Raw genomic sequence first — 11,655 nt, 5'->3', positions numbered from 1 at the left:
GGCCCTTTTGGTCTAGTTTTATTTATGTTGCACTTCTATTTTAAATCCGGCTAAATAGTAAAGATATCAAAAATGCGACATAATCAAACAAAAAAGGAGTGATTAATGCGATAATCCCTTTATGGTTGTCAGATGAAATACTATAATTCATCTGACTAATCATAGGGGGATTTTTGTATGCCTAGAGCTAGACACACGCTTCAGGAAAAGTTGGCGCTGTTAGCTGAATTCAAGCAATCAGGTTTATCAATTGGGACTTTTACCAGACAACATGGTATCCATCGAGAAACGCTCATGCGTTGGCAGTCGCGCCTTGAACGTGATGGGTTGGCAGGGCTCACGGAAGCGCACACAAATAATCATTATTCCAACGAATTGAAACTTAAAGCTGTTCAGGCTTTTTTGGCCGGTGAAGGGTCACTGCTGGATTTAGCCACAAAATTTGGTTTACGTTCATCAACACAACTCGACAACTGGGTTTCCAGGTATAATAGGGATAAAACCTTGACGGCCAGACCGTCTAGAAAGCGGGTCCCTACCATGAGTCGGCAAACAACTTTTGAAGAACGCATCAAGATCGTTGAATATGTGACTAAAGCTAAACACTCGTATACCGAAGCCGCGGATCACTTTCAAGTCTCCTACCAACAGGTCCGTACTTGGGTGATCAAGACTAAAAGTGGCGGCTATGAAGCGCTCGTAGATAACCGTGGGCATCGAAAAGCCAATCATGAATTAACCGAACTAGATAAGGCTAATCTCCAGATCCGAGAACTAAAAGCACAACTGGCAGATAAGGAACTCTACGAGGCCTTCATAAAAAAATTTCAGGAACTTCAGCGCAGGGGGTGAACAAACCACATCGACTGGCTTACCACACTATCAAGGTAGTCAGCCAAGGTAATCATGGTGCCGTAACGAAACTTTTAACCGTTATCGGCGTCAGCCGACAAGCTTATCATAAAGGGCTTAGACGACAGGAAACAACATGGGAAAAGCACAATAAACAACTCAAAACACGCACCCAATATTGGTTTGATTTTCACCACCAAGGTATCGGTGCTGGAAATCTTCTGACTAACTTACAAGCGGATAAACTAATTGATTTTCCGGTAACTTTGAAGCAAGTTCGCCGGGTCATGCGTGAACTTGATATTCGCTGTCAAGTACGGCCAAAGAAGCATAAACGGGCCAAACAAGCTGAACAATATTTACTCGACAATGTTTTAAAGCAAAACTTTCAAGTGACAGCGCCCAATAAAGTTTGGTTATCTGATTCAACTGAACTAACTTATGGGCTTAGTGGTGAGTACAAAGTCCGCTTAAGTGGTGTCTTGGATTTATATGGTCGCCGATTCTTGGCATACAATCTCAGCGCCACAGAAACGAGTGCCGCTGAGATCCAGGTTTTTCAGCGTGCCTTTACTGCAGTTGGTAAGGTCCCATCACTTATTCACACCGATCGTGGTTCGGCGTATACCTCAAGAGCGTTCAATCATTTCATCAATCAATTTGAGATCACCCGCAGTATGTCGCGTCCAGGAACACCATATGATAACGCCCCGATGGAGCGCTGGTGGAATGAATTTAAACTTCGCTGGATGGCGCGTCATCCGCGAGCAAAGACCTATCAAGAATTAATAACGCTCGTTGAATCAGGAATCGAATATTTTAATCATGACAATCGCTCAGCACAAAGAAATGGCCTCACCCCGGATGAATACTGGAATGAAGCCATCTAAGTGACCAAAAACTTTATATTATTTCATTTGTCAACTTGACAGGGCCTAGTGCAGATCCGGTTCCTTTGTTTATATCTTTAACATGCAAATTGCAAATTAGTACGTTTTTGCTTTTTTATGGTAAGCAAATCTTTCTCTCCAACTTAACCGTTTTCTTTCTTATCTGGTAAAGCTAACCATTTTGAAGTGTCAGACCGCTTTTAGCATCAAACAGATAAATATTAGAATTACGAATATAAAGATCTAATTTTTTGTGGCTATCATCATTAGGAATTCTTTTAGGCGTTTGAGTCACAATATTAACACCATCTTTAGTTTTTAGATAGACAAGCGTATGGCCGCCCATGTATTCAGCCAGATTTTTACTTGCAGAAAGTACAAAAAATCCCTCTTTTTGTGCAGAATTTTCAGGAGCTGTATCATTATCTCCTGACTTTTTTACCTGCGTTACTTTCTCAGGCCGAAAGCCAAGTACAATCTCTCTTTTATCCGTTGGCAAAACTTCTTTTTTCACGAATTCACTAAGGTCATAATTTACACCACCTGAATTAAAAATTCCCTTGTTCGAAAGAGTACCCTTTAAAATATTCATGCTGGGAGAACCGATAAAACGAGCAACGAAGAGGTTACGCGGGTTATCATAAAGTTCTTCAGGTTTACCATACTGCTGTACCACTCCGTCTCGCATGATCAAGATTTTATCCGCCATTGCCATCGCCTCAGCTTGATCATGCGTTACATAAATCGTTACAGTTCCAAGCTGCTTATGTAGCTCGATAATATCCTGCCTCGTTGAAACACGTAACTTCGCATCTAAATTAGAAAGCGGCTCGTCCATTAAAAAGACTTCAGGTGCGCGCACCATTGCACGCCCTAAAGCAACTCTTTGTCGCTGCCCACCAGAAAGCTGCGCGGGTTTACGAGCCAAATAGTCTGTGAGATTAAGCTTTTGTGCTGCTTCCTTGACCCGTGAATCAATTTCACTTTTAGAAAATTTACTAAGTTTTAAGTTGAACGCCATGTTATTGTAAACAGTCATATGTGGATATAATGCATAATCTTGAAAAACCATTGCAATGCTGCGCTTTTGCGGTGGAATATTATCGAAGCGCTTTCCATCTACATTAATTTTTCCCTTTGTAACTTCTTCCAAACCTGAAAAGCAACGCAATAGTGTAGACTTACCACAACCTGATGGTCCAATAATTGCAACAAATTCCTTGTCATCAATCTCAAGATTGATATCCTTTAGGGTATCATTTTCCGCATTATCATAACGCTTATAAAGGTGTTCGATTTGAATCTTACTCATAAGAAACGCCTCCTCGAGTTTATTCTTTGCTTTTGTTTCTGCAGTAATTCATAATAAAAACATAAAATTTAGGTAAGAAAGAATGGTGCTCTTGACAAACAATTGACAATGAATCGGGGCGGAAGACATGAAAAAAAGATTTTTTAAAATCGCTAAGCTAACTTTTATGTTGAGTTTATCATTAATTGTCTTAACATGTTGTAGTTTTAGCTCGCAAAAGGGAAAAAATTCAAAAATTACACTTAACTTTTTTAATCAAAAGCCTGAAATAACCGCACAATATCAAAAATTAGCGCGGATGTATCATGCTAAACATCCCAACGTCAATATCCAAATTACTACTTCAGGTCAAGGCGGTGGGGCCGCTGCTTTACAAGCGAAGTTTGCCTCTGGGGAAGCTCCAGATATTATTATGCTTGGCGGGCTACCTGAAATAGATCGGTATAAGGATCATTTGATTAATCTAAAAGATCTTAAGGCAAGTAAAAACATAGTACCAAATCTTGTTAGCGGTGGAATTTCAAATAAACGTATGGTTGGAATTCCAGTCGATCTTGAGGCTTATGGCTGGTCGTATAACAAAGCTGTGTTCGCTAAGGCTGGGATTGATGCCTCAAAGATCAATAACTATTCTGAATTTTTGAAAGCGGTTGAAAAACTCAATTCAGAAAAAAAGAAGATTGGAATCGATGCCGTTTTCGGCTTTAACGGAGCTGATACCAATTCAATTGCTTCTGTTTCAGCACAATTTACTTCTCTGCCGTACAACAATAATCTTGTCAAAGCTTTCAAAAGCAAAACTTTCCCTTGGAAATACGAGAGGCAAATGAAAAATTATTATGATCTCGTAAAAAAATATAATGTACAACCGATTCTTTCAGTTAAATATGATCCTTCTGTCCAAGACCTTTTTTTCAATGGTAAAGTTGCTATGATACCTCAAGGAAATTGGATTATTCCGACGCTTGATGGTCTGGAAAAGGGATACGTGCAAAAAAATCTTGGCATGTTACCGTTCTTTGTTAAAAATGATGGTACTGACCGTCTTTTGACCGGTTCCTCATGGTATTTAGGAATCACTAAAGATCATCCCAAGCGGCAAAAAGCTGCTAAAGATTTTATTAACTGGATGTATACTTCAAAAGAAGCTGAGAACGTAATCATTAACGAAATGCGTTTCGTTCCTGCAACTAAAAACTTTGATGTTTCGAGGCTGCCTGATGATCTTTCTAAACAAATTTATCGGATCGGCACTTCCAAAAACGCACAATCTCCTGTTCACAAACAGTACCCGAATGGCTTTACTAACCAAGCACTTGGGCCATATATACAGCGCTATTTTGTAAATGGGATCTCTTGGAAAGAATTGAAAAAGGAAACATCGGCTAAATATCGACAGCTCAGGGAAATCCAAAGTGGGGAGTGATAAAAATGCTTATCAAAAAACATCAATATCTGGCTTTTGTTTTACCAGCAGTTTTCTTTATACTATTGATTATTGTCGTACCATTTCTGATAGGAATTTATTATTCCTTTACCGATTCCAATGGTTTACGCTCTTCTTTTATTGGTTGGAAAAACTTTGAAGTCCTTTTTCAAGACTCCACCTTTCTGCAGAGTTTTTGGCTAACAGTTAAATTTTCTTTTGTTTCAGTAATTCTAATTAACTTAGTCGGTTTGGCTTTTGCGTTAATCGTCACCAGTCACAACAACAGACTCACAAAATCACTCAGAACCATCTTCTTCATGCCAAATCTGATCGGCGGAATACTACTTGGTTTTATCTGGCAATTCATTTTTACTTCTGCTTTTCAGGCAATTGCCGCTGCTTTTCATCTTGACTTTTTCAAAGGTTGGTTGAGCAACCCTTCAACAGGCTTTTGGGGGATAGTAATTCTGTTTGTTTGGCAGATGAGCGGTTATATTATGTTAATCTATATTTCTTTCTTGAATGCAATTCCTAAGAATACCATTCAAGCAGCTGTTCTAGACGGTGCAAAAGCAACCCAGATTTTCTTTTTCATCAAGCTGCCACAATTGGCGCCAGCCTTTACAATCAGTCTATTTCTAACACTTGCCAACTCGTTTAAACTCTATGAGCAAAACTTAGCACTTACAAATGGTGGCCCATACCGCTCCACAGAGATGATTTCGATGTATATTTATAATACTGCTTTTGTAAACTTCCAGCAGGGATACGCTCAGGCAGCCGGAATTATCCTTTTCCTTTGTGTAACCATTGTTTCCTTTATTCAATTAGCACTTTCAAGAAAGCGGGAGGGATAGAAGATGAAAAAATCAACTAAAATCTTACTTGGCTTTCTTTTTGGAATCATTGCCCTATTCTGGTTCTACCCCTTTATCATTGTTATTATCAATGCTTTAAAGGGAAAAAGGGGAATTTTTCAAAACCCGTTATGGTTTACACGGGACTTTACGTTTTCAAATTTCAAAACTGCTTACCAGGCGCTTGATTTTACAAGCAGTTTCTTTAACTCTTTAGTTATCACAGTAGCCAGTGTCATTGTAATCACATTGGTTTCGGCAGCTGCTGCCTATGCTCTTTCTCGTGTTAAAGGGCCTTTCAGTTCAATTCTCTACTATCTTTGTGCCGGCACTATGCTGATCCCTTTTCAGTCAATTATGATCCCGCTTCTTTCACTTTTTGGCAAAGTTAATTTCCTTAACAGAACGAGTCTGGTCATTATGAACACCGGGTTATCAGTAAGCCTCTCAATTATTCTTTTTTATGGGGCTTTTCAAGGAGTCTCAAAAACTCTTGACGAAGCTGCTGCTTTAGATGGAGCCTATCCTTTTAAAACCTTTGTTTATATTATCTTTCCAGCGGTCAGCCCAATGACAGGTACAGTTGTTATCTTGAATGCAATGAAAATATGGAATGACTACCTGTTACCATCACTAGTCGTTAATAAAGATGGCATGTACACGATTCCACTTAAGATGTATTCTTTCTTCGGTGAAACAAACAGCCAATGGCAATTAGCCTTAGCCGGACTTGTTTTGTCAATGGTTCCGATTATTATTCTGTTCCTCCTATTGCAAAAGCAAGTCATGACAAGTGTGACAGAAGGAGCTATCAAGTAAAGATTGGATTTAATCTAAATAAAAATAGTACAAGAGACCAGGTCAATCTGACCTGGTCTCTTGTACTATTTTTGTAATGTTCATATTATTCAGCAGTTGGATCCTCTGGACTTAATTACTCATAATTAAACTCAGACTATGTGCATAATTTACCATTAATACCTTCCTGTTAACCTTTGCGCTTGTTATTTATAATCAACATCTTACGATCAAATCAGTAAAAATAATTTGTATTTGCGGACTTGTCTCGACTAAAAATTCTGGGCGCCTTTGAAGAACCAACACTTGCTGAGAATCAATTGATTTTAATGCTTCAATAACCCCATTTTTAACGGCTGCAGTAACTTTTAAGCATTCGCCCACATTTTTTGCTGCTTGATGATATCGACTATTAACAATTAGACAATAAATTTTTTCTTTCTAAAAGGCTGCAATTTTTTCGGATGACAATCCAGTAATAATTTCTTCTACTAGTTTGACTGTATCAGCAAAATCTTGGTAAGCTACCATTCCATAATTAGTATGTTCATACCTGACTGGAATTCCGATACAGATTGTTGGAATCCCCTCGTAAGTAAGGATTTCACTGCCATCTATTCCCCCGCCAGTTCTTACCGCTCGCGTATATGAAATTTGAGCCTTCTTCGCAGTTTTTGCAGCAAATTGCTGGAAGCTTGGATTAGCAATAAAAGATGGAGTTAGTATAAATCATGGACAACTTTTGATAGAATATCTTTATCAAGATTGGAGATATCCTATATGGCCAAAAAATATGATATTGATTTTAAAAAGATGATTGTATCTCTTTATCAAAATGGGGAAAAGGTAAAAGATCTTACCAGCGAATATGGTATTTCAGATAAAAATATTTATGCTTGGATTAAGCGTTATGCTGAAGATAAACAAACTGGCATCAGCCAAGATGAATATCTTAAATTGAAAAAGAATTATCAAAAAATTCAAGAGGAGGATGAAATCTTAAAAAAGTCTTAACCATATTCGCAAAAAAATAGATTCAAACTCATTCATTATTACAGCTCATAAGACAGCTCAAGGTCACAATATAAGTGATGTTTGTCATGTTCTTAAAATTCCACGGTCCACTTTTTACAAAAATTCTAATAATCATGTATCAATTCAGAAAAAGCGTCGTAAACGTTTTAGAAAGCTGATTAAAGAAATTTATTTTGCTTCAGGATGTCGTTACGGATCACCTAAAATTGCTAAGAAGCTCCAACATTGTGGTGAAAAAGTTTCTGAAAAATTCATTGGTAATTTAATGCATGAATTAGGATTGTATTCCATTATTCGGAAAAAATATACTTGGCATCCAAAACAACAAAAAATTGAAGAACGAGAAAATATTATTGATCGTGACTTTTCAACAAAGACAATTAATCAAAAGTGGGCAACAGACATAACTTATATTCATACCTTGCGCGATGGTTGGCTGTATCTTTCATCAATTCTTGACTTGCATACGAAAAAAATTATTTCATGGGACCTTGGTTTAAACATGACCAATGAACTAGTTCTAAAAACTATCAACCGTGCGGTTGATAAATATAAACCAAGCAATTTAATTATCCATACAGATTTAGGATCTCAATATACCAGCGATGATTACAATCAACGTTTAACTGAACTACATATCCGCCACTCATACAGCCGTAAGGGTTGTCCGTATGATAATGCGCCAATGGAATCCTTTCACGCTTCCCTCAAAAAGGAATGTGTTTATCCAGTGCCGGTCTTTGAAGATTATGAAACTGTCGCTGCCGTCCTTTTTGAATATGTGCATGCTTTCTACAATAGGAAGAGAATTCATAGTTCACTGGGCTACCAGACCCCCTTACAAGTTGAAATTGCAACACTTACGAGCCAAATGGCCGCCTGATTTAATGCTTTCCAGGGTTCAAATAAGTTATTAATCGCAATTAATGATTTATTTGAGCTGTGGAAGGTAAACGCGGTTCTGAATGTCTCTTAAAATCTGTCTCAAATATTGACTTCAATCCAGATACGCATCAAAAAAAGCGTATCATTGAAAGCGTAATGATTAAAACGTTTTTTACAAACGTTATAGAGGGGAGAAGTTAATATGGACTTAGTCGAAGAACTAGTCAATGTTGTTGGTAAAAAAAATGTTATTACTAACAAAGCAAAATCTTTACGTTTTAGGAAAGGGTACCGCTCAGGTAAGGGCGATGCAGTTGCAGTCGTATTTCCAACCACTTTAATGGCAATGTGGCGTGTGCTTAATGTTTTGCATGATAACAATATTATCATTATTATGCAAGCAGCCAACACTAGTTTGACTGAGGGATCCGTACCAGCCCCAGGTTATGACCGTTCTGCAGTTGTTGTGAACGGCATGAAAATTAAAGATTTACAGTTAATCAATAATGGGGAACAAGTACTAGCATTCCCCGGTACGACACTGTTTCACTTAGAAAATGAATTGCGACCACTTAAACGTGAACCACATTCAGTCATTGGCTCATCTAATTTGGGTGCATCGGTCATTGGTGGTATTAACAACAATTCTGGTGGTGCTTTGATCAGAAGAGGTCCAGCTTATACAGAGCTATCATTGTATGTTTGGATTGATGAACATGACGAAATGCACTTAGTTAACCATTTAGGCATTGATTTGGGCAAAACGCCCGAAGAGATTATTACTAATTTGCAGAACCGCAATTTTGATTTGAATCAAGTACCAGCTACTGAACATCATGCTTCAATGTTCCATCATGAACAGGTTGTGCGTGACGTTGAATCTGATAAGCCTATTCGATACAATGCAAATCCTAAAGAATTGTATGAAGTATCTGGATCGTCCGGTCACGTTGCTGCATTGGCTGTCCGCTTAGATACATTCCCAATGGATAAAAAAACACAAATGTTTTACATTGGAACGAATAATCCCGATGAGTTGGAAGATATTCGTCGCCATATTATGACGACATTCAAAGAATTGCCTGTTTCTGGTGAATATATGCATAAAAATGCTTATAAATTGGCCAAGAAATATGGTAAAGACTCACTAATTGTGATTGAAAAAATTGGTACGGGTCATTTGCCCCAAATGTTTGCGCTAAAAGCATGGGGCGAACGCTTTTTGAAGCACATTCCGTTTTTCAAACCTTATTTCCCAGATCGTTTGCTTCAAACATTAAGTAATTTATTTCCTAATCAAATGCCAAAGCGGTTAGATGATTATTACGAAAAGTACGACCATTACCTACAATTGAAAATGGCTGGTAATGGTATTGAAGAAGCGCGAGAGTATCTCAAATCTTATTTTGACAAAGCCAGTGGCGACTACTTTGAAGCCGATGCCAATGAGACCAGTAAAGCGGCAACTCACCGCTATGTAACAGCTGGGGTTGCGATTCGATATCAAGAATTAAAACAGGATAGTATTGACATTTTGCCACTAGATATCGCGTTGGCAAGTAATGATTATAAGTGGTTCGAGCATTTGCCTAAAGAGATTGAAGACAAAATAGAACACAAAATTTATTATGGTCACTTACTTGATCACGTTATGCACCAGGATTATATTCTACAACCTGGCGTCGATGCGCATGAACTTAAAAAAGAAATGCTTAAAATTTTGGATGAGCGTCACGCTGTTTATCCAGCCGAACACAATGTTGGGCATCTATATTTGGCAGCACCGGCCTTAATCAAGCACTATAAGAAAAATGATCCAACTAATAGTTTCAACCCTGGCGTTGGTAAACAAACAATGTCTAAATATTGGGGCGAATACTAAAGATAGATTGTAAAATTTAAGTTGAACATATTAGTGGACAGAAAAACCCATAAAGGTCTTTAATGGTGTCATCACAACATTCCACTAGAAAGAAGGACCTTTATGGGCACCACTATTTTATCATTTGAAGACCGCGTTGTCATCGAAACACTTCATCATGAAAGGTAGATTGTAAAATTAATCCGACGCTGTTCGGACAAAAAAGATCGGCTCCTAAAAATGGGTTTGTGATAAACACCATTTTAAAGGAAGCTGGTCTTTTTTGTCCAAACACTGGTCAGACAATTTTGGGGCCTATGATATTTGGTGTTGATAGATAAAATTCATCAACACTATTCTTATACTTAAACACCAAATATCATAGAACCATAATTAACAGAGCAAATCAGGTCACAACTTAACAGTTGTGGCCTCTTTTTTGATACTGTATAATTAAAGGGTTAGAACCGTGTCATTACTTAATGACATAAGTAAGGAGATAAAAAGATGAAATATGGCTATGCGCGGGTCAGTACCACTGATCAAAAATTAGCAAATCAAATTGAGTTACTAAAATTGGCAGGAGCAGAAAAAATCTTTCAGGAAAAGTTTACCGGCACAACTACTGAACGACCGGAGTTTCAAAAACTGTTGCGCGTTCTAAAAACAGGCGATACTTTGATTGTCACTAAGCTGGATCGGTTTGCGCGGAACACGCGCGAGGCATTAGCCATTATCCAAGAGTTGTTTAAAGAAAATGTCAAAGTCAACATTTTGAATATGGGCTTAATTGACAATACGCCGACTGGCCAATTAGTCTTTACAATATTTAGCGCCTTTGCGCAGTTTGAACGCGATATGATTGTCACGCGCACACAAGAAGGTAAATTGTATGCCAAGCAACATGATCCGTTGTTTCGGGAAGGGCGACCGAAAACGTATTCTGATGAACAAATCAGATTTGCTTATGAGCTGCGAAAACAAGGCATGACCTACAAGATGATTGAACGAAAAACGGGGATTAGTAAACGCACGCAGCAGCGACGGTTTAAGTTAATTGAGAAACCAAGTGATACTTCTAAAATCTAAGACAGGTGAAAGATCATGAAAAAGGATATTTTAAATTATTTCCTATTTTGACTGATCTTTAATAATCGTGTGATGTCCCTAATAGTTTGATTTTTACTGTGTATGGTAAAGTGTTTATATACTATAATTGAAAAAGTGTTCTGGACGATTAATATTCTTATTTGGTCACAAGATAGCTGTCGTTTTTGCTTGAATCTAAAACAATTCATCAGGGATAGTCGAATTAGCTTACGATCACAATATTGTTTTTTTTAATCCGATAACATTGTTAGGAATCAATAAAAGCATCATCATCACTTAGAAAATGTTAACTGCCCTTGGAACTTTGACAGCACGCTTGATCGATATGGTAGTTCTTTTTAGTTAGCCATTCTATGGTAAGATGATCATCGATTTTTAATAACTTAATTTACAAACGAAAAGTCATAACAATGAGTATAAAAATAGAAGCCATCTGTCAAAAGGAAAGAAAAAATATTATGTCAAATGGTAGATTGTAAAATTAATCCGAACGCTGTTCGGACAAAAAAGATCAGCTGCCTTTAAAATGGTGTTTACCACAAACCCATCTTTTAGGAGCTGATCTTTTGTGTAGTATAACCTATTCCGAACGAATTAAAATCGAAACCTTTTGTGAACTAGGGCTG

Annotated in this window: 12 protein-coding genes and 1 pseudogene; 10 read left to right on the top strand and 3 right to left on the bottom strand. The window is 37.7% G+C overall.

The features are described 5' to 3' along the window. The first annotated feature begins 177 nt into the window (after positions 1-177). Entirely contained in the window at positions 178-852 is a 675-nt protein-coding gene (locus EKM80_RS13700) for a helix-turn-helix domain-containing protein (RefSeq protein WP_099235707.1), read from the top strand. Continuing rightward, positions 849-1,742, top strand: coding sequence for an IS3 family transposase (locus EKM80_RS13695; RefSeq protein ID WP_125554140.1), 894 nt, complete (start codon positions 849-851; stop codon positions 1,740-1,742). Before EKM80_RS13700 ends, EKM80_RS13695 begins: the two co-directional genes overlap by 4 nt. A 172-nt stretch (positions 1,743-1,914) precedes the next feature. Here EKM80_RS13695 and EKM80_RS13690 read toward each other — a convergent pair whose 3' ends face one another. After that, complete coding sequence (locus EKM80_RS13690; protein ID WP_011668826.1) at positions 1,915-3,054, bottom strand: ABC transporter ATP-binding protein; 1,140 nt, start codon at positions 3,052-3,054, stop codon at positions 1,915-1,917. A 127-nt stretch (positions 3,055-3,181) separates the two neighbouring features. On the opposite strand from EKM80_RS13690, the gene EKM80_RS13685 reads away from it, so the two are divergent. From EKM80_RS13685 to EKM80_RS13675, 3 genes are read left to right on the top strand one after another with little or no spacing between them, the layout of a single operon-like run. Beyond that, positions 3,182-4,480: an ABC transporter substrate-binding protein gene (locus tag EKM80_RS13685; protein ID WP_125554138.1), complete on the top strand. Its 1,299-nt coding sequence runs from the start codon at positions 3,182-3,184 to the stop codon at positions 4,478-4,480. Positions 4,481-4,485: 5 nt separating this feature from the next. Continuing rightward, a complete protein-coding gene (locus EKM80_RS13680) occupies positions 4,486-5,340 on the top strand; it encodes a carbohydrate ABC transporter permease (protein ID WP_021355944.1) in 855 nt (284 codons plus the stop codon). 3 nt (positions 5,341-5,343) lie between these two features. Continuing rightward, positions 5,344-6,159, top strand: coding sequence for a carbohydrate ABC transporter permease (locus tag EKM80_RS13675; RefSeq protein WP_011668823.1), 816 nt, complete (start codon positions 5,344-5,346; stop codon positions 6,157-6,159). Between the two features lie 195 nt (positions 6,160-6,354). Here EKM80_RS13675 and EKM80_RS15200 read toward each other — a convergent pair whose 3' ends face one another. Both EKM80_RS15200 and EKM80_RS13665 read right to left on the bottom strand, forming a co-directional pair. Next, on the bottom strand, positions 6,355-6,558 hold the full coding sequence (locus EKM80_RS15200; protein ID WP_225363841.1) for a gamma-glutamyl-gamma-aminobutyrate hydrolase family protein: 204 nt from the start codon (positions 6,556-6,558) through the stop codon (positions 6,355-6,357). Positions 6,559-6,579: 21 nt separating this feature from the next. Continuing rightward, positions 6,580-6,846 (bottom strand): hypothetical protein, encoded by a 267-nt coding sequence (locus tag EKM80_RS13665; protein WP_225416713.1) that lies wholly within the window; start codon positions 6,844-6,846, stop codon positions 6,580-6,582. 72 nt (positions 6,847-6,918) lie between these two features. On the opposite strand from EKM80_RS13665, the gene EKM80_RS13660 reads away from it, so the two are divergent. The 5 genes and pseudogenes from EKM80_RS13660 to EKM80_RS13640 all read left to right on the top strand — a co-directional run bounded on the left by EKM80_RS13660 (position 6,919) and on the right by EKM80_RS13640 (position 11,008). Next, positions 6,919-7,152 (top strand): transposase, encoded by a 234-nt coding sequence (locus tag EKM80_RS13660; protein WP_057870410.1) that lies wholly within the window; start codon positions 6,919-6,921, stop codon positions 7,150-7,152. A 4-nt stretch (positions 7,153-7,156) separates the two neighbouring features. Further along, complete coding sequence (locus tag EKM80_RS13655; RefSeq protein ID WP_318531447.1) at positions 7,157-8,056, top strand: IS3 family transposase; 900 nt, start codon at positions 7,157-7,159, stop codon at positions 8,054-8,056. Positions 8,057-8,260: 204 nt separating this feature from the next. Continuing rightward, a complete protein-coding gene (gene dld / locus EKM80_RS13650) occupies positions 8,261-9,940 on the top strand; it encodes a D-lactate dehydrogenase (RefSeq protein ID WP_125554134.1) in 1,680 nt (559 codons plus the stop codon). A gap of 102 nt (positions 9,941-10,042) precedes the next feature. Further along, a pseudogene (locus tag EKM80_RS15225) lies at positions 10,043-10,105 on the top strand (helix-turn-helix domain-containing protein); the annotation flags it as partial. A gap of 321 nt (positions 10,106-10,426) precedes the next feature. Then, positions 10,427-11,008: a recombinase family protein gene (locus EKM80_RS13640; RefSeq protein WP_003636336.1), complete on the top strand. Its 582-nt coding sequence runs from the start codon at positions 10,427-10,429 to the stop codon at positions 11,006-11,008. Positions 11,009-11,655 lie beyond the last annotated feature (647 nt).

Source organism: Loigolactobacillus jiayinensis, assembly GCF_003946445.1.
In the GTDB taxonomy this organism is placed as follows: domain Bacteria; phylum Bacillota; class Bacilli; order Lactobacillales; family Lactobacillaceae; genus Loigolactobacillus; species Loigolactobacillus jiayinensis.
This window is presented reverse-complemented; position numbering and strand designations above follow the sequence as displayed.